We start from the raw sequence: 19,296 nt of genomic DNA, 5'->3' as shown, positions 1-19,296 counted from the left end.
CATGCCGCCAGCTGACCCGGCGGCGACGGACTGCCGGCACAGGCGATGCCCGCCCCTCCATGGCGGTAAAATGGTGGGCTTCCCCGGCTGCGGTGGACCGGCCTTTCCGGCCGCCACGCGTCCCGCCGGCCGTCGCGCCCCAAAGCCGACCTTCAAGCCCTGCCGCCGCCCCGCCGGAGCGGCCCTCGTCCCGCCCGCCCTTCGCCAACGGTCCGTTATGAATTCCAACCACCGCAAGCCACTTCCGGGCACCCAGCTCGACTATTTCGATGCGCGCGCCGCCGTCGACGCGATCCGTCCGGGCGCGTGGGACACGCTGCCGTACACCTCGCGCGTGCACGCGGAAAACCTCGTGCGCCGCGCCGAGCCGGCAAAAGTGCGCGATTACCTGATCCAGCTGATCGAGCGCCGCCGCGACCTCGACTTCCCGTGGTTCCCGGCGCGCGTGGTCTGCCACGACATCCTCGGCCAGACCGCGCTGGTCGACCTGGCCGGTCTGCGCGATGCGATTGCCGACCAGGGTGGCGACCCGGCGCAGGTGAACCCGGTGGTGCCGGTGCAGCTGATCGTCGACCACTCGCTTGCGGTCGAGTGCGGCGGCTACGACCCCGACGCATTCGCGAAGAACCGCGCGATCGAGGACCGCCGCAACGAGGACCGCTTCCACTTCATCGAGTGGACGAAGAAGGCGTTCAAGAACGTCGACGTGATCCCGCCGGGCAACGGGATCATGCACCAGATCAACCTCGAGAAAATGAGCCCGGTCGTCTACGTGCAGGACGGCGTCGCGTTCCCCGATACCTGCGTGGGCACCGACAGTCACACCCCGCACGTCGACGCACTGGGCGTGATCGCGATCGGCGTCGGCGGCCTTGAGGCCGAGAGCGTGATGCTCGGCCGTGCGTCGTGGATGCGCCTGCCGGAAATCATCGGCGTCGAACTCACCGGCAAGCCTGCGCCCGGCATCACCGCGACCGACGTCGTGCTGTCGCTGACCGAATTCCTGCGCAAGCAGAAGGTCGTCGGCGCCTACCTCGAGTTCCGCGGCGAAGGCGCTTCGGCGCTGACGCTTGGGGACCGCGCAACCATTTCGAACATGGCGCCCGAGTACGGCGCGACCGCGGCGATGTTCTTCATCGACCAGAACACGCTCGACTACCTGCGCCTGACCGGCCGCACGGACGAGCAGGTCGCGCTGGTCGAGAATTACGCAAAAACGGCCGGCCTGTGGGCCGATGCGCTCGCGACGGCGCAGTACGAGCGGACGCTCACGTTCGACCTGTCGAGCGTGGTGCGCACCATGGCGGGCCCGTCCAACCCACACGCACGCGTGGCCACCAGCGAACTCGCCGAACGTGGCATCGCAGGCAATCTGGACCAGGCACGTGCGCAGGAGGCCCAGGGGCTGATGCCGGACGGTGCGGTCATCATCGCGGCAATCACCAGCTGCACGAACACCTCCAACCCGCGCAACGTGATCGCCGCCGGCCTGCTTGCACGCAACGCGAGCCGCCTGGGCCTTGCGCGCAAGCCGTGGGTGAAGACCTCGCTCGCACCGGGCTCGAAGGCCGTGCAGCTCTACCTCGACGAAGCCGGTCTGACGCAGGATCTCGAGCAGCTCGGTTTCGGCATCGTCGCGTTCGCATGCACGACCTGCAACGGCATGAGCGGCGCGCTCGATCCCGCGATCCAGCAGGAAATCATCGACCGCGACCTCTACGCGACCGCGGTGCTCAGCGGCAACCGCAATTTCGACGGCCGCATCCACCCGTATGCAAAGCAGGCGTTCCTCGCCTCGCCGCCACTGGTGGTCGCGTACGCGATCGCCGGCACGATCCGTTTCGACATCGAAAAGGATGTGCTCGCGGTGGTCGACGGCAAGGAGATCCGGCTCAAGGACCTGTGGCCGTCCGATGAGGAAATCGACGCGGTGCTCAAGGCATCGGTCAAGCCCGAGCAGTTCCGCAAGGTGTACACGCCGATGTTCAACGTGCGCGTCGAGCACGGCGAACAGGCGAGCCCGCTGTACGACTGGCGCGCGATGAGCACCTACATCCGTCGCCCGCCGTACTGGGAAGGCGCGCTCGCTGGCGCACGCGCGTTGATCGGCATGCGTCCGCTCGCGGTGCTGGGTGACAACATCACCACCGACCATCTCTCGCCGAGCAACGCGATCATGCTGAACTCGGCTGCCGGCGAATACCTGGCGAAGATGGGCGTGCCGGAAGAAGACTTCAATTCGTATGCCACGCACCGTGGCGATCACCTCACCGCCCAGCGCGCGACGTTTGCGAACCCGAAGCTCTTCAACGAAATGGTGCGCGACGACAGCGGCAAGGTGAAGCAGGGTTCGCTCGCACGCCTGGAGCCGGAGGGCAAGGTGACGCGCATGTGGGAAGCAATCGAAACCTACATGGAGCGCAAGCAGCCACTGATCATCATTGCCGGTGCCGACTACGGTCAGGGCTCCTCGCGCGACTGGGCCGCCAAGGGCGTACGCCTGGCCGGCGTCGAGGCGATCGCAGCCGAGGGCTTCGAGCGCATCCACCGCACCAACCTGATCGGCATGGGCGTGCTGCCGCTGGAATTCCAGCCTGGCACGAACCGCCACACGCTCGGCATCGACGGCACCGAGACCTATGACGTCGTCGGCGAGCGCACGCCGCGCGCAACACTCACGCTGGTCATCCATCGGCGCAACGGCGAGCGCGTCGAAGTGCCGGTCACCTGCCGCCTCGACACCGGCGAGGAAGTCGCGATCTACGAAGCAGGGGGCGTGCTGCAGCGCTTCGCGCAGGACTTCCTGGAAGCGAACAAGCAGGCGGCCGCATGAGCCACGCACCGCAGCTTCGAATCCCCGCCGTGTACATGCGCGGCGGCACCAGCAAAGGCGTGTTCTTCCGGCTCGAGGACCTGCCGGAAGCCGCGCGGGTGCCGGGCCCGGCGCGCGACACGTTGCTGATGCGCGTGATCGGTTCACCCGACCCGTACGGCAAGCACACCGACGGCATGGGCGGCGCGACGTCGAGCACGAGCAAGTGCGTGATCATCTCGAAGTCGGAGCAGCCCGGCCACGATGTCGATTACCTCTACGGCCAGGTGTCGATCGATGCGCCGTTCGTGGACTGGAGCGGCAACTGTGGCAACCTGTCGTCAGCAGTCGGCCCGTTCGCGATTGCGAACGGCCTGATCGATCAGGCGCGCGTGCCGAACGATGGCCTGTGTACGGTCCGCATCTGGCAGGCGAACATCGGCAAGACGATCATCGCGCACGTGCCGGTGTCGAATGGCGAGGTGCAGGAGACCGGTGATTTCGAGCTCGATGGCGTGACGTTTCCGGCGGCCGAAATCCAGCTCGAATTCGTCGACCCGTCCGATGACGGTGAAGGCGGCGGCGCTATGTTCCCGACCGGCAACCTGGTCGATGATCTCGACGTGCCAGGGGTTGGTACGTTCAAGGCAACGATGATCAACGTCGGCATCCCGACCGTGTTTGTCAATGCGAGCGACATCGGCTACACGGGCACGGAGCTGCAGGGCGCGATCAACGAGGACAAGGCCGCGCTCGCGAAGTTCGAAGCGATCCGCGCGCATGGCGCAGTGCGCATGGGCCTGATCAAGGACGTCAGCGAAGCGGCGAAGCGGCAGCACACACCGAAGGTCGCGTTCGTGGCACCGCCGCAGGCGCACACCACATCCAGCGGCAAAGCACTCGGTGCGGACGACGTGGACCTGCTCGTGCGTGCGCTGTCGATGGGCAAGCTGCACCACGCGATGATGGGCACGGCTTCGGTCGCGATCGCAACGGCCGCCGCGATTCCCGGCACGCTGGTCAGCGAGGCGGCGGGTGGCGGCGAACGTACTGAAGTGGTCTTCGGCCACCCGTCGGGCACGTTGCGCGTCGGCGCCGAAGCGCGCCAGGTCGACGGTCAGTGGACGGTCGCGAAGGCGGTGATGAGCCGCAGCGCGCGCGTGCTGATGGATGGCCACGTGCGCGTGCCGCGCGATTCGTTCTGAGCAGACCGCGGCGGGCGTACCGGATCGCCCGCCGAGCGGCGTGAGACAATGCCGTGATGGACATCTTCAAGATCTTCACCCTCGAAGCCGCGCATCGGCTGCCGAACGTGCCCGAGGGCCACAAGTGCGCGCGGCTGCACGGGCATTCGTTCCGCATCGAGCTGCACCTGAGCGGCGAGCTCGGCGAGCACACCGGCTGGGTGATGGATTTCGCCGACGTCAAACGCGCGTTCCAGCCGCTGTACGACCGGCTCGACCACAACTACCTCAACGACATCGAAGGGCTCGAGAACCCGACCAGCGAGCGGCTCGCCGTCTGGATCTGGGACCAGCTCAAGCCGACGCTGCCACTGCTCAGCCAGGTGGTGGTGCACGAGACGTGCACTGCCGGGTGTCGCTACCGCGGGCCCGGCGCGGCCTGACCGTCGCAATGCTGGCATCGAAGCCGGCCGCGAGTATTACATCGCACCCGGCCGGGCCCGCAGGGAAGCCCGGCCGCATTGCGCGTAAAGCGTTTCGTCCGCTGTCGAGGCGCGGACGTGCCGCTAGACCGGCTCCGCCCCGGCGACGCGAAGGCGCTCGAGTGCTTCGTCGAGCAGCTGCTCTTCCGGCGTCGGCACGTGCGGTCTCGGGGCAGCCCGGCTGACCTTCGCGCTCGGGATACCGGCCCGGATCACGTTGGCGAGATGGATCATCGCGGCATTGATCCGCGTCTGCTGATCCTGGCTCGATCGGAGCGCCTCGACCAGCGGATCCACCGCGGCACGCATCGACGCGGGCAGCGCGTCGGGGTTCGTGGTCTCAGGGGCCGGCGCCCTTTGCTCCAGCAACTGCCGCACGAGCGCGAGTAGTTCCGGCCACGGGGCGGCTTCCTGCGGCGCTGCCGGTGCCAGTGAGGACGCATCCACCCTGGTCGACTGCAGGCCACTTGCGATGTCGGCCAACTGCGCGACGATGCGCCCGCCTACATCGGCGTCGTCCGCACCCATTGCCTTGTTGCGCAGGAAGTCGCGCTTGATCTGCTCCCAGCGCGCGGATTCTTCCGCGGTGAGCACGCCCCGCAGCTCCTTGAGCTTGAGCAGGTTCTCCTCGGCACCAATCGTGAGCAGCTGCGCCTCGCCCTGGTAGTGGTCGGAGATCAGCTGCTGCAGCTCAGCCTCGTTCATCACCGGCGAGATCTTCTCGACCAGCTTGTTCATGTTGCGGTAGCTGCCCTGTAGCTTGAACGCGGGCTCGACCCGGTACTTGTCGGCCTGCGCGGCACTCGCGATGTACTGCTGGTTCACGCGGTAGACGACGTCGCGGACCTTGATGATCCGCTCCAGCGTAGCCACGATCTCGTTCGTCTCGGCCGCGCTGTACGCGTGCGAAAGGTCGTTCGTTGACACCTCGCGGCCCAGCGCCTTGTCGACGAATACGTATAGATCCTTCAGATCGCGCGTCGCCAGCGGCGCGAGCACGGGGCTCGAGGTCAGGCTGTTCTCGATATAGCTGAGGGTGAAGGTCTCCTCCATGCCGCCGAGCACGTCGCCGAGGTTGTAGATGTCGGCGCGGTTGGCGAGCATGTCCGGGATCTTGAACATTTCGCCGGACTCGGTGTACGGGTTGCCGGCCATGACCACGCAGAATTTCTTGCCGCGCATGTCGTAGGTCTTGGTCCTGCCCTTCCACACGCCCTCGATGCGGCGCGTGCCATCGCAGAGCGAGATGAACTTCTGCAGGAACTCCGGGTGCGTGTGCTGGATGTCGTCGACATACAGCATCACGTTGTTGCCCATCTCGAGCGCGAGGTTGAGCTTTTCGAGTTCCTGCCGCGACGTCGCGTCGGGTGCCTGCGCCGGATCAACCGATCGCACTTCGTGCCCGAGCGCCGGACCATTGATCTTCATAAAGATCAGGCCTAGCCGATTGGCCGCGTACTCCATCAGCGTCGTCTTACCGTAGCCGGGCGGCGAGATCATCATCAGCAGGCCCATCAGGTCGCTGCGCTTGCCCTCGCCCACGGTGCCCATCTGCTTGGCGAGGTTGTCGCCGATGATCGGCAGGTAGACCTCGTTGATCAGCTTGTTGCGCACGAACGACGACAGCGGCCGCGCTTGGAACTCCGACAGTCGCAGCGCGTCTCGCTCGCGCGTGGCGATTTCGTGCCGCAGCGCGTGGTAACGGCGGTAACCGGGCAGGAACTGCTCGCGGTGCGCGCGCAACCGGGCGAGGAAGTCGTCGGCCGACAGCGTGAGCTTGCCGCCATCGACGCGCGGGTGCTCGCCCAGCAGCCCTTCCACCGTCGCCATCAGCGGCGCGGCGTTGTCGCGCCAGGCGATCGTCGCGCGGGTCAGGATCCACGCGGCGGCTTCGGGCACGTAACCGGCCAGCGGCGCGGCCGCCGGATCCTTGCACAGCGCCTCCAGCCAATGCACCGCATGCAACCATCGTGCGCCCGGTCGGTCCTTGAGCTGCTCCAGGGAGCGCTCGAACGCTTCGTGCAGGTGGGCCGCAGCCATACGCGCGGCGAGCATGTCGGCCAGCTCGCGGCCGTAGCGCGACAGGACCAGACCTGTCGCACCGCTGGTGCTTTCATCGACGAGATACGCGGCCGCCGCCGCAGCCACGGCGCCGTCGAACGGCAAGCCAGCGGTTTCGGTGAATGCGGCCAGCCGCGCGGCCACCTCCGACAGCAACGTGTCCAGGCTGGACCGCGAGCCAAAAAGCGATTGCATCGCTTTCGCTCCGGCAGCGCGGACGGCCCACTCGGCCACATCGACATCGCTGCCGTGCGCTGCTGAGAACAGCGCCGCCAGCGCACGCGGCTGTGGCGCGTGGATCAGGGTGCCGGCCGAGGAGCGCTGCGAAAGGAACGTGCGCAGGATCGGGGCAGCGTCGTGGTCGTGGATGCCACGCTCGTAACCGTCGCGATAACGCGGCGCTGCGAAGTCGCGCACCGCCTTGTTGAGCGCTTCGGGATCGGCCGACAGGCGCTGCAGCACCTCCGGACTCAGGCCCTCCGCGCCCGCGTCGGCCGCAGCCACGATCTCGCCGGCCAGGTACTCCGCGCGGTACAGGGACGGCGACTCGGACTCGAGCGACACCTGCCAGTACTCGCGCAGCTGCGCGAGCTCGGGGCTGTCGATCGGCTCCATGAAATCCGTGCCGGTCAGGTGCAGCGCCAGGTGATCGCCGCGCGGCAGGATCGTCAGGTCCAGCGGCTGGGTGTTCACGCTGAAACGGTGGCGCCCGAGCTTGATGACGTTGCCGCCGCCCTCGAACAGATCGGAGCGGTCGCGCAGCGCGCGCACTGCCTGGTCGCGCGCACCCTTCAGGCGTGCCTCGACGTCGTCGGCCTTCACCGAATCCTTCAGCGCACGCAGCCGGTCGGCCAGCTCGCGCACTTTGAGGATCAGCGGGTCGCCGGCGAAGAACGCATTGAGATCGTCGGCGTTGCCGAACTTCTCGGTGCGCTTGCCGAGGCCCGAGAGGATGCGATTGGCCGCATCGAGCACCGACTGCGCCTTGCGCTGACGGTCGTCGAGCAGTGCCTGCTTGTGCGCCTCAAACGTTTCCAGCAGCTCTTCGCGCTTGCTCAGGATGTCGCCGAGGAACTGTTCGTGCTCGCCGAACTGGCTCTCCAGCTCCTCGAGCTGGACCATGAGCCGCGACAGCTGCTCGTCGGCTTTCTCCGGATCGGTCGCCAGCCCCAGCGCGCTCGTGATCGCCTGCCCGAACAGCGTGAACTGGGCGCCGAACTGCGCCACGGCCTCAGCCGAGCCGAGCGTCTTGCGGCGCTGATCGGCGCGCGCACGGGCCTGGTTGAGTCGGCCGTAGAGGCTCGAAATCGCCTCGACAACGCGTGTGCGCTGCGCGGCGTCGTCGACCTTCAGCGTAGCCATCAGCTCGCTGAGCATGTCGAGGTCGGACGACATCGCCTGCAGCGCGCTCAGCCGTTCTGTCAGCGCTTTCGCGGTCTCGGCGGCCTGCGCCTCGGCATCGAGCACCTGCAGGCGCTCGGCGAGCGGAACCAACGCCCTGTCGCCGGCGAGGAACTCGCCCGTGGCCGCGCCGATGCGCTCGTGCTGGGCCTGCAGCTCCATGCCCATCGCATCGATCGCCTCGACATCGATGTAGCGGTATTCGCGGATCGTCAGCAGGTGCCCGCGCTGGCGCGTGATGTCGTTGAGCGCGTCGACGAACTCCTGCACCTGCGTGAAATTCTCCGGCAGCAGGCGGCCGACCAGGGCGGCATGGTCGGCCCGAGCCTGCTCCATGGCCTGCTCGGATTGCCGACGGATGCTCTGGACCTTCTCGAACTCGTCGAGCACCGACTCGCCAGTGGACGCGATCTCGCGCAGCAGCGACGCCACGCCGCCGCAGTTCGCATCATCGAGCCAGTGGTGCGCATCGAACACGCGGCGCGTGTCCTGCGTCAGCAGCTGGTAGCGCTGGATCGAGACTTCAGCGCTCTCGATTTCCCGGCTGAGCGAAAGCAGGTTCGAGATGCCGCGCACCAGCTCGGCATTGCCGAGGCGCCCGAGATAGGTATTGCTCGGCGGCCGGCTTGCAGCGAACTCGTCGCTGACGAACGGGGTCTGCCACACCTGCATCGGGTGGATGCGCGTGGCGCCGTCGCCTTCGGCATGGAAGATCACCATGCGCCCGTCGGGCAGTCGCGCATAGCCGTGCCCGAACACCGGGTTCTGCAGCTTGCGCTGGATCATGTTGTAGACGAACAGCGCCGACCGGCCGGCCTCGCGTTCGTAGAAGATGTACAGCACGTCCTCGCCGTTCGGCGAGCGCACGGCACGCTTGAACTGCATGCCGTCCATCGCGGCATCGAACGCCTTGTGCTCGCCGTTCTGCAGGTAGTAACCGCCCGGGAAGATGATCCCGTGGTCTTCCGGCAGCTGCACACAAGCCTGGATGATCGCGTCGTTGCGTTGGACCTTGCCGGTGAGCGTGTTGTAGATGAAGCCGCGCCAGACGGTTTCCCGGTACGGCAGGATCTTGAGCAGGATCAGCGAGCCGACGCGTGCGAAATCGAATGTCGCATCGTCGAGCGACTGGGTCTTGTCGTCGACCGGCTCGGAATGGATCCCCTTGCCGGACTCGGTGTTGTTCTCGACCTTGAGGGTCAGATCACCGCCCGTGGTCTCCACGAACAGCGTGTCGAGCACGTTCAGATGCGGATGGCGCCCGTTGACCATGAGCTCGCGCGTGGCGCGGGTCCACTCGAAGTCGAACGGCGGCGGCATCGTGAGGTCGCGCTCACCACGCGCATCCATGTACGTCGCTTCGCCCTGCGGCGACAGTGCCCAGCGGAACACGCGCACGTCGGTGCTGCGCTCGCCGATCTGGAACGCGGCCAGCAGCTTGCCGTCGCGCACCGCGAGCTGCAGCAGGCGGGCGTTCTTGTAATACGCGTAGAGCTCGGTGAAGTCGCGAACGAACTGCGAGTCACTGAGGAAACTGGAGGCCTGGTCGACCGGCTCGACGTCGAAGCCGTCGCCCGTCGTCACCAGCCTGTACAGCCCGAACACGTCCTCGATGCGGGTGGTGGTCTTCAGGCCGATGAATACGTTGTAGCCGAACAGCAGCAGCTCGCCGACCTGCACCACGTCGCGACCGATGCAGTTGTTCTCGGTGCGCACGCGCAGGCGACCGATGATCTCCATCTGGGTGCTGCCGAACTCCTCCAGGCGCCGCGCGTTGAGCTGCTCGGTCGCTGCGCGCAGGCGCTGGCCCTGATCGGACAGGCGGCGGCGGAGAACTTCGTAGGCACCGCCCTGGGCGACCGCCTGGTCGATGGCGGACTCGGACGCAGCGTCCTGCGTGGGCACCGGGGACTGCTCGGACATCGGTCTCACCTTCTATTCCGTGATGGCACCGGGGGCGGAGCCCACCCCCGGTGATTCCTTTCGTGCTGCGTGCTTAGACGGCCGGTTCGACCTTCGTCGCGGCCTTCTCGATCGCGGCCGTGATCGGCGTGACCGGGCTGATCTCGCCCGCCTCGATCAGGCGCTCACGCGGCTCGGGCCTTGCGACGCCGAGGAAACGCTCCATCAGGTCCTGCACGATCGGGCTCTTGCCGGCGAAACCCTCGACTGCCTTGCCGAGCGAGAGCGACTTCGAGAACGCCTCGAACAGGCCGCCGTCGCCGCCGACCAGGTCGATGTTCGCGTTGCGCAGGGCCGACGCGATGACCTCGGCGTTCTCCTTGGCGACTTCCTTGCCGGCCTCGATCGATGCCATTGCCTGCTCGAGGTGGTGTTCCAGCGTCATGCGGAACTCCTCGTGGCTGCGCGCGTTGTCGGTCAGCGAATCGATCGCTTCGAACTTCTTGGTCAGGCCCTCGGCCTCGGCGGTGAGCTTCTTCACCGTTACGTTCGCCTCGGCATTGCCGACCGCCTCGACCGACGTGGCCTTGGCATGGCCGAGCTTCGCGGTGCCTTCGGCCTCGGCGGCCATCCGCTCGGCGAGCACGCGTGCATCGTTCGTGCCTTCGACCAGCATCGCTGCGGCCTTCGCCTCGATGACGCGCGCCTCGGCGACGCCCTGCTTTTCGATCGCCAGTGCCTCGGCTTCGCGCACCTGCACGTCGGCCAGGCCGGGTGCGGCCTTCTCGGCCTTGACGCCTTCGGCCAGCACGCGCTTGGCTTCGGAGTCGCGGTTCGCCGCTTCGAGCTTGGCCTGCGCGAGCGTCGTGACTTCCACGGCGCGGTGCTTGGCCGACGTTTCGGCTGCCTCGGCTTCCTTCACCGTGCGGACCAACGCTTCCTGCGCAGCGGCCTCGGCCGCGAGCACGCGGGCCTGCTTCTCGCGTTCGGCTTCGGAGACCACGCGCACTTCCTTGATGCGCTCTTCTTCGACCGCCACGGTCTTGTCGATCGCGACGCGCTCGCGGGTGATGTTGGCGACGTCCTTCTTGCCGACCTCGACGACCTTGTCGCGCTCGACGGCCTGCAGCTGGACTTCACGGTCGGTGGTGACCTTCTCCAGCTCGCGGGCGCGGACCACGCGCTCTTCCTCGATCGCAACCGCACGCTGGCGGTTCTGCTCGGCCACCTCGACCTCGCGCTGCACGTTCTGCTCGCGGATCTTGATTTTCTCGTCCGCTTCGAGCCTCGCCTGCTCGGCAACCATACGCTGCTCTTCCTGCACCTTCAGCGTCTCGGCTTCCTCGCGCGCACGGATCGTCTCGATCTCGCGCTTCTGGCGTGCTTCGGCCTCGGCCTGCTGACGCTCGAGTGCGAGCAACGCTTCGCGTGCCTCGACGTTCTTCTTCGTCACCGCGAGCTTTTCGTTCTGCTCCAGCTCGTTCGTGACGACGTTCTGACGCGCGGTCAGCTCGGTGATCTTGCGGATGCCTTCGGCGTCGAGAATGTTGTTGTGGTCGAGCAGGTTCTTCGGCGTCTGTTCGAGATAGTCGATCGCGACGTCCTCGAGCGCGTAGCCGTTGAGATCGTTGCCGATGACCTTGACGATCTCGTCGCGGAATTCCTGCCGCTTCTCGAACAGGTCGGTGAACTCGAACTTCTTGCCGACCGTCTTCAGCGCTTCGGAGAACTTCGCGTTGAACAGCTCGTCGACCGCGTCCTTATCCGACGCACGGTTCGCACCGATCGCCTTCGCGACGCGCAGCACGTCGGCCTGCGTTTCGTTGACGCGCAGATAGAACGCGACGGTGATGTCGGCCCGCATGTTGTCCTTGCAGATCAGCCCTTCCTTGCCACGGCGGTCGACCTGCAGCGTGATCAGGCTGATGCGCATCGTTTCAGCGCGATAGAGCACCGGGATGATCAGCGCGCCGGTGAAGTGCACCTTCGGCTGGGAGCTCATGTCGTTGACGATCAGCGCGGTGCCCTGATCGACCTTGGTGTAGAACAGTTTGAACAGTACGACGAGGCCGAGCACGACCACGAGCACGATCCCGGTCCCGATCAGGAACGGGGCGAAAAGCGAAACGGTCATTGCAACATCTCCTTGTGGCGCAGCCGAAATGGTGTGCGGCGATGGAACAGGCTGGGTCTACCGGGCGGCAGCCAGCCCGCCGGGAATCTTCGAGGCGTGAAACTTGAACGTTGCGGCGCCGCATGCCCCCCCGCATGCGGACCCGGTCATCAGGGACTGAGGAACTTCGATTCGGCCATCACGCGATACGCGTTCTGACCCTCCAGATACTCGACGAGGACGACGCGATCGCCCCGCCTGAATTGCTCGGTGCCGTCATCGCGGACCTGCAGCACGAGCCCCGCGCCACCGTCGTCGACGGTCACCATGCCGAAGTCATTCGACACGTTCGCGGTGCTGACCACGCCGGTGCGGCCGAGCACGGGCGGTAGCGGTTCGGGGCGGAGCCTGTCCAGCAAGATGCGAACCGGCTTGAGCGCGATCGCGCTGGCAATCACCGCAGGCACCAGAGCGAGTACCGCGACCAGCAATCCCGCAACCACCCTGATGAGCTCGGGCAGATGCTGCAGCACGAGCAGCTGGACGTAATACGTGGTCAGCCAGCCGAAGAACGACACCACAGTCAGCACCAGCACCAAAGGCACGCCGCCGAGGCCGAACTTCGCCATCATTCCGGCGCCGCTATGCACGGCCGATGCGTCGCCGTCGACAGCCATCAAACCGTCGAGCCCCTCGAGCTCCACCAGCCCGGTCGCCGTGAGCACCCAGTAGATGGTGCAGACCGCGAGGGCGACGCTGTAGAGCAGTGTCGGAAACGCGAGCGCGGTCTGGAAGAAGTCATTCATGGATGCCATCCGTTGCGGTGCGGGTGGAGCGGCGACGCGGAGCCTTCGTGGCGGGCGTCGGGATCTGGCACTGCAGGCGCTCGATGACGGCCGCGATCTGGGGATTGGTTTCCAGAATCCCGGCGTCGCGCAGCCTGGCGTCGAGCAGGTCGGTCGACTGCGGCTTCGGCGGCTGCCCATCGGTGCCGGCCTGCGGCTCCAGCTGGCGCGCCTTCATCCGCTGCGCCGCCTCGAGCGCGTTGCGGGGCAGCGCGGCAGAGGTCGACTGTCGGTTCGCAACGATCGCCTGCGCGAGCTGCACGCCCTCGGACGCGCGCACGGTGTCGAGCTGATGCTTGAGCCGGCGCAGCGTACTGGTCCAGGTTTCGATGTCGGCTTCGAGCTGCACCGTGCGCTCGCCGAGGAATCGAACGAGGTCCTGCTCCCTCGCCCGCTGCTGTTCGAGTGCGGCGATGACGCCGGCAATTTCGCGGGCGATCGAATGCTTCTCCGCCTGCAGCGCGCGGATGGCCTGCGCTTCGCGCGCGTCGATTGCCGAGACCGTGGCCTGCAGGTCTTCCGACGCCGCCGCACGTCGGCTCGCGACCGACGCAAGCTCCGCGCGCAGCGTGTGCAGGCGCTCGTCGGCGCCGCGGATCTCGATGTCCAGGATGCGCTGCACCGGGCTGCCGGCGGGAGAGTCGCCGCGGTCGTCAGCGCCGTTGCGCAGCCGGTGGAACAGCCGTGTCAGCGCGTTCATGCGGGCTCTCCCAGTCCGACCCGGGCCTCGGGCCGCAGAAACTCGGCGTACGCATCGGTCACGCTGATGACGTTCGCGGCGAGCGTCTCGATTTCGAACACGATGTTCGCGAGGCTCGAATGCGTGTCGAGCGAACCGAACATCGTGTAGCACGGCACGTCGCTGATGACCTCGATACCGACCGTTGTCAGCGGCAGCACCTTGTGGGTGCGCAGCACGTGGTCGTTGAACGCGGCCGTGTCCGCGACCTCGTCGACCGGCCACATCAGCGCTTCGACAATCAGCTGTTCGCCGCCGACCGCGACGAAGATCGGCAGCTCGCCGTACTCGTGCATGACCAGATGCAGGCTCGGCTCCAGCCCGTCCATCCACTCCAGCTCGATCGCACCGCTGCGTACCGGGCTGATCTCCGCCAGTGCGGCATGCAGTGAGTGGATCGACCAGCCGGTGCTGAAGCCGTGCTCGCCGTCTGCGCGTACGCTCGCGTCGCCGCGCGGCTCGCGCATGCGCTTTTCGATCGCCGACAGCTCGGCGGCATATTCCGGACGGATCCACACATCCTTCTTGACCAGCCCGAGCTTTCGCATGCGTTCGCGAAAATCGCGCTGGTAATCCGCGGACGTCCTGGTCACACGATCCCCTTTCATGTAAGCAACGGTAGAGCTTACCTGTAATGCCGTCAAGCAATCCGGCCGGGAAAAGGATGGCGAGAGCGCAGATGCAAGGCTCTAGCGCCGCGTTTTTCCGCCACGGTGACCGCTTGCCGGCGCCATCGGCGTTGTACCCGGGGCCGATGGATTCGTCGCCGGGATTCGCCGGAGCGACGGGCGCGGTCTGCGCTGCGTGAAGCTCAACCATTTGATCTGAATGGATTTTTGCCGACAGAAACAAGTTCGGCAAAAGTTGTTGCAATGCAGCAAAAGCAGGCCTATGCTGCATTGCACAACCTGACCTTCCGTCAGATTCAGAGAGGAGCCGCCATGTACCAGCAGTTCAACGAACAGTTTGCCGCCGCCACGCGCCAGTTCGCGGACACGGCAGCCCAGATCAACCGCCTTGCGCTCGACAACGCAGAGGCCGTGTTCGGCATGCAGATGAGCGCGATGGGCAACCGTGCCAACGCGACGTTCGCATTCTTCGGCGAAGCCGCCGGCGCCCGTGACATGGACAGCCTGCGTACGCTGTGGCCGAAGGGCGTGCAGGTTGCGCGCGAGAACCTCGAGTCGGCCGTCAGCACGACGCAGGAAGTGATCGGTCGCCAGCTCAAGACGCAGGAAGAGATCGCGAACATCACCAAGTCGCAGCTCGAAGCCACCACGCGCCGCGTCGGCGACCAGGCCCAGCGCGCCCAGTCCGAGTTCGAAGCCAACGTGGCCAAGGCCACCGAGCAGGCCCAGGCCGCTTCGAAGGCGTCGAAGTAAGTTCTACGCTCGTCACCGAGCGGGAATTCGAAACCCGGCTGCTACGGCAGCCGGGTTTTTTTGTGGCTGGCTTTTGGCTGACCCGCCCATCATCGTCACCGATGGGCTTGGTCAGATGCCCGGAATTCGTACGAAGCGCTGCGTAGCACACGCGGTTTCTGCACCGGCCAGCCCGGGGTTGCCGCCTGCATCCCACTGGTGCAGGCAGTCCCGCCAGCCTTTACGCCGGAATGCGCAAACCGGCCGCGAGCTCGGCGGGGTCGGGTCGCGGCCGGTGCGGCAGCCGCCCCCAGCACGGCGCCGGCAGGCGCTCGTGCAACATGCGGAAGTTGTCGTCGATGCGTGCCATGCCGGGGTCGACCTCGCTCGCGATCCAGCCGATCAGCCGGGCGCCATCGGCTTCGATCGCGCGCGCGGTCAGCCGCGCATGGTTGATGCAGCCCAGCCGCAACCCGACGACGAGCACCACCGGCAGGTCCAGCGCGCGCACGAGGTCGATCTGGTCCAGCGTGGCCGACAGCGGCGCGGCCCAGCCACCGACTCCCTCGACCACCACTGCTTCGGCCCGGGCGCAAAGACGCGCGTAGGCGTCCTTGATCGGCGCGAGCGAGATGTCGACCCCGTCATCGGCGGCCGCCAGCTCCGGTGCAAGCGGCTGCAGCAGTGCAAATGGATTGACGTCGGCGTACGCGGGCGTCGGATCACTCGCGGCCTGCAGCAGCAGCGCGTCTTCGTTGCGCAGTCCGTCGGGCGTCGCCTCGCAACCGCTGGCGACGGGCTTCATGCCGATCGCGCTGCGGCCGTTCGCACGCAGGGCATGCAGCAGTGCGGCACTTGCGAGCGACTTGCCCGCGCCGGTGTCGGTGCCGGTGACGAAGAATCGATGCATGGGCGGTTTCCGATGAAATCAAGCAGGCCGTGCGAGCAGCGCGGCGGTTGGCGAACGCTGTGCTGTCGGCCGCCGGTCAGCGGCCGCGACCGGCAGTGCGCGGGTGCGTCCCCGCCATGCGTCGGCGCGTCGCGGCGCGCATGGTAAGGCCGCGGCGGCCCACTGTTACACTCGCGCGATGTTCACCACCAACACCCTTGCCGGCACCAAGCCGGAACAGTACGCGCAGCTCCTCGACCAGGCGCGTGCACTGCTGACCGGCGAACGCGACCGCGTCGCGAACGCCGCCAATCTCTCCGCCCTCGTCTACCACGCGCTGCCTGCGCTGAACTGGGTCGGCTTCTACTTCTTCGACGGCACCGAGCTCGTCGTCGGCCCGTTCCAGGGCCTGCCCGCGTGTGTGCGCATCCCGCTCGACAAGGGCGTGTGCGGCGCAGCGGCCTCGACCCGGCAGACGCAGCGCATTGCCGACGTGCACGCGTTTCCGGGGCATATCGCCTGCGATTCGGCGTCGAATTCGGAAGTGGTCGTGCCGTTGATCGATTCCGACGGCGCATTGCTCGGTGTGTTCGATATCGACAGCCCTGAGCTGGAGCGCTTCGACGAGGACGACCAGCGCGGGCTCGAGGCGATCGCTCAGGTATTCGTGGAATCGCTGCGATGAGCACCCAGAAGCTGCGCAATATCGGTCCGAAATCGGCCGCATGGCTGCGCCAGGTCGGCCTGCATACGCAGGAGGACCTCGCCGCGGTCGGCACGCTTGAAGCGTTCATGCGCATCAAGCGCGCCGGCTTCAAGCCGACGCTGAACCTGCTGTACTCGATCGAAGGTGCACTGCTGGACTGCCACTGGCAGGACGTGCCCGACGCACGCCGTGCCGAGCTGGTATCGGCTGCGGAAGCGGCGATCGCCGGGCTTCCGCCGCCGCGCCACAAGCCGGCAGCAGGCCCGGTCACGACAACGATGCACATGCAGGAAGAAGAGGCCGAGCCCGCTTCGGACCTGGACCGCCTGTTCGACTGATCGTGCGGCCCGCGGGCGCACATTGCGCCTGATCGATGGACAGGCCGGAGCGCGTGATGCGCCCGGCGCTGTCTCGGGAAACCGCCGGTGCCGATCGCGCCCGGTCGCGCCGCGCCGTGACCACCTCACGCCCGTTGCCGCGTCAGCGCACCACGCTTCCACCCAAGCAGTGCCCGGCGCCGTCATCACCTCATGCGCGCGGCTGATTTTGCGGCGCCGATCCGCTCACGTAGACTGCCCGCGCCTTGAGGTGACCCGTCGTGTCGACGCCGGGTCTGAAACGGGAAGCCGGTGACGCCGCACGATACGTGCGACCAGTCCGGCGCTGCCCCCGCAACGGTAAGCGAGCCAAACCGCGACACACCGCCACTGTGGTGACTGCGCCTGCAGCCCATGGGAAGGCGTCGCGGCCGGAGCGGTCGTCCTGCGACCGACGGTGCACTGCACCGGCTCCACTCGCGAGCCCGGAGACCGGCCTCGATGCATGACGGGTTGCGACGCGGAGGGCGTTGCGGCGGCGAGTCGGTGCATGCGTGCGCCGGCATGCCAGCCTCTTTTCCTCCTGCGCGACCTCCTGCACCGCTCGCTGTTTGCGCTGGAGAAGTTCCGATGTCGTTCCGCCTGCTGACCCTTGCCGTGGCCTGCGCCGTGGCCCTGCCCGTCTACGCCCAGAGCGCGTCCGACAGCGCGACCGACCTCGACGAGGTCGTTGTCACTGCGAACCGGGCACCGGTGCCCGTGCGCGACCTGATTGCGCCGGTCGAGGTGATCGATCGCGACGCGATCGTGCACAGCCAGGCGCGCTCGCTGCCCGAACTGCTGCGCGGCCGTGCAGGCATCACGGTGGCGAACCAGGGCGGCCCAGGAAAGCTGACCTCGGTGTTCCTGCGCGGGGCCGAGTCCGACCACGTGCTCGTGCTCGTCGACGGCGTGCGCATCGGTTCGGTGACCTCGGGCCAGGCCGGGTTCCAGGACCTGCCGCTGGAGCTCATCGAACGTGTGGAGATCGTGCGCGGCCCGCGCTCGAGCCTGTACGGCAGCGAAGCGATCGGCGGCGTCATCCAGATCTTCACCCGTCGCGACACCGGCGGCGTGGCGCCGCGCCTGGCATTCGGCGCCGGTAGCCACGACAGCTATGAAGCGAGCGCCGGCGTTGGTGGCCGCGTAGGACGAGGATGGTTCGGTGCGGACTACGGCTGGACGCGGAGCGAGGGCATCGATGCGTGCCGCGGCGCGGGTTTTCCGATCTTTGCCGGCTGCTTCACGACCGAACCCGACCGCGATGGCTACGAGCGCGAATCGCTGTCGCTGCGCGGCGGTGTCGAACTCAACGAGGCCTGGACCGTGCAGGCTCACGCGCTGCGCGCCGAGGCCGACAACGAGTACGACGGCAGCTTCGTCAATCGCTCGGAGATCGTGCAGCAGGTCGTCGGCGGCAGCGTGGGCTGGACGCCGAGCGAGACCGCATCGATCACGCTGTCGGCCGGCCGCAACCGCGACGCATCCGACAACCTCCTCGGCGCGCTCGACGTGGGTTACTTCGACACCGACCGCGACATTGCGACGCTGCAGGGCAATCTTGTCGTCGGTCAAGGCCAGCTGCTCAGCGCCGGCTTCGACTGGCTGCGCGACCGCGTCGACAGCGATCTCGAGTTCGCGCGGACCGAACGCGTAAATCGCGCGGTGTTTGCCCAGTACCTCGGCGATTTCGGCCGCATCGATCTGCAGGCGAGTGCGCGCAGCGACGACAACGACCAGTTCGGTGAACACACCTCCGGCAATCTCGCGGTCGGTTTCGACGTAACCACTACGTGGCGCCTGACCGCAAGCGTCGGCAACGCATTCCGCGCACCGAGCTTCAACGACCTGTACTACCCGTTCGGCTTCGGCAACCCCGACCTCGAGCCCGAGCGCTCGCGTACGGTTGAAGCGGGCGTGGCCTGGCGCCGCGGCACTACCGGCATCCGGCTTGATCTGTACCGCACCAGCGTCGACGACCTGGTCGCATTCGATTTCGACACGTTCCTGCCCCAGAACGTGCAGACTGCGCGTTTGCGCGGCGCCGAGCTGACAGGCAACGTGGAAATCGTGGGGTGGAACGCGAATGCGAGCCTCAGCATCGTAGATGCGGAAAACCGCAGCGCGGACCTCTACGGCCTCGAACTGCCGCGTCGCGCAAGCCAGAGCGCCCGTGTCGAACTCGATCGCGACTTCGGCGACGTGCACCTCGGCGTGACCGCAGTGGCTGAAGGTGGGCGCTATGACGACCTGCTCAACACGCGACGCGTCGCCGGCTATGGCCTGCTGGATCTTCGTGCGGAGTACGCGCTTAGTGCCGACTGGCGTGTCCAGGCACGCGTGGCGAACGTGTTCGACCGCGACTACGAGACCGTGGCGTTCTACAACCAGCCCGGCCGCACCTGGTTCTTGACGTTCCGCTACGCGCCGGCCCGCTGAAGCGGA

At 67.0% G+C, this 19,296-nt stretch carries 13 protein-coding genes and 1 riboswitch; of the genes, 7 read left to right on the top strand and 6 right to left on the bottom strand.

What is annotated here, in order from left to right; genetic code table 11:
- Window positions 1–217: 217 nt before the first annotated feature.
- Genes acnD through queD form a run of 3 tightly spaced genes read left to right on the top strand, consistent with a single transcriptional unit; the run spans window position 218 to window position 4,439 of the window.
- On the top strand, window positions 218–2,833 hold the full coding sequence (gene acnD, locus ACFFGH_RS18135) for a Fe/S-dependent 2-methylisocitrate dehydratase AcnD (protein ID WP_386671280.1): 2,616 nt from the start codon (window positions 218–220) through the stop codon (window positions 2,831–2,833).
- The gene (prpF, locus tag ACFFGH_RS18130) at window positions 2,830–4,017 is read left to right on the top strand and encodes a 2-methylaconitate cis-trans isomerase PrpF (RefSeq protein ID WP_386670831.1); all 1,188 of its coding nucleotides are present in this window, start codon (window positions 2,830–2,832) and stop codon (window positions 4,015–4,017) included. The genes acnD and prpF overlap by 4 nt, the downstream gene beginning before the upstream one ends.
- A 56-nt stretch (window positions 4,018–4,073) precedes the next feature.
- On the top strand, window positions 4,074–4,439 hold the full coding sequence (queD, locus tag ACFFGH_RS18125) for a 6-carboxytetrahydropterin synthase QueD (protein WP_386670829.1): 366 nt from the start codon (window positions 4,074–4,076) through the stop codon (window positions 4,437–4,439).
- A 123-nt stretch (window positions 4,440–4,562) separates the two neighbouring features.
- On the opposite strand, the gene ACFFGH_RS18120 is transcribed toward queD, so the two are convergent.
- The 5 genes from ACFFGH_RS18120 to ACFFGH_RS18100 form a co-directional block, all read right to left on the bottom strand.
- The gene (locus ACFFGH_RS18120) at window positions 4,563–9,863 is read right to left on the bottom strand and encodes a DNA repair ATPase (RefSeq protein WP_386670827.1); all 5,301 of its coding nucleotides are present in this window, start codon (window positions 9,861–9,863) and stop codon (window positions 4,563–4,565) included.
- 73 nt (window positions 9,864–9,936) lie between these two features.
- Entirely contained in the window at window positions 9,937–11,976 is a 2,040-nt protein-coding gene (locus ACFFGH_RS18115; protein WP_386670825.1) for a flotillin family protein, read from the bottom strand.
- Between the two features lie 149 nt (window positions 11,977–12,125).
- On the bottom strand, window positions 12,126–12,761 hold the full coding sequence (locus ACFFGH_RS18110; RefSeq protein ID WP_386670823.1) for a hypothetical protein: 636 nt from the start codon (window positions 12,759–12,761) through the stop codon (window positions 12,126–12,128).
- Window positions 12,754–13,500, bottom strand: coding sequence for a PspA/IM30 family protein (locus ACFFGH_RS18105; RefSeq protein WP_386670822.1), 747 nt, complete (start codon window positions 13,498–13,500; stop codon window positions 12,754–12,756). Before ACFFGH_RS18105 ends, ACFFGH_RS18110 begins: the two co-directional genes overlap by 8 nt.
- A complete protein-coding gene (locus ACFFGH_RS18100) occupies window positions 13,497–14,132 on the bottom strand; it encodes a YjfI family protein (protein ID WP_386670820.1) in 636 nt (211 codons plus the stop codon). Before ACFFGH_RS18100 ends, ACFFGH_RS18105 begins: the two co-directional genes overlap by 4 nt.
- A gap of 243 nt (window positions 14,133–14,375) precedes the next feature.
- On the opposite strand from ACFFGH_RS18100, the gene ACFFGH_RS18095 reads away from it, so the two are divergent.
- Complete coding sequence (locus tag ACFFGH_RS18095; RefSeq protein WP_386670818.1) at window positions 14,376–14,921, top strand: phasin family protein; 546 nt, start codon at window positions 14,376–14,378, stop codon at window positions 14,919–14,921.
- Window positions 14,922–15,141: 220 nt separating this feature from the next.
- Here the strand turns inward: ACFFGH_RS18095 and bioD are convergent, their stop codons facing one another.
- A complete protein-coding gene (gene bioD, locus ACFFGH_RS18090; RefSeq protein ID WP_386670816.1) occupies window positions 15,142–15,810 on the bottom strand; it encodes a dethiobiotin synthase in 669 nt (222 codons plus the stop codon).
- A gap of 178 nt (window positions 15,811–15,988) precedes the next feature.
- Here bioD and msrC point away from each other — a divergent pair, with 178 nt between their 5' ends.
- From msrC to btuB, 3 genes are all read left to right on the top strand, one after another.
- A complete protein-coding gene (msrC, locus tag ACFFGH_RS18085; RefSeq protein WP_386670814.1) occupies window positions 15,989–16,474 on the top strand; it encodes a free L-methionine (R)-S-oxide reductase MsrC in 486 nt (161 codons plus the stop codon).
- The gene (locus ACFFGH_RS18080) at window positions 16,471–16,833 is read left to right on the top strand and encodes a TfoX/Sxy family protein (protein WP_386670812.1); all 363 of its coding nucleotides are present in this window, start codon (window positions 16,471–16,473) and stop codon (window positions 16,831–16,833) included. The genes msrC and ACFFGH_RS18080 overlap by 4 nt, the downstream gene beginning before the upstream one ends.
- 231 nt (window positions 16,834–17,064) lie before the next feature.
- A riboswitch (cobalamin riboswitch) is annotated at window positions 17,065–17,327 on the top strand.
- Window positions 17,328–17,442: 115 nt separating this feature from the next.
- On the top strand, window positions 17,443–19,290 hold the full coding sequence (gene btuB / locus ACFFGH_RS18075; protein ID WP_386670810.1) for a TonB-dependent vitamin B12 receptor: 1,848 nt from the start codon (window positions 17,443–17,445) through the stop codon (window positions 19,288–19,290).
- The last annotated feature ends 6 nt before the right edge of the window (window positions 19,291–19,296 follow it).

This window comes from Lysobacter korlensis (assembly GCF_042434515.1).
This window is presented reverse-complemented; position numbering and strand designations above follow the sequence as displayed.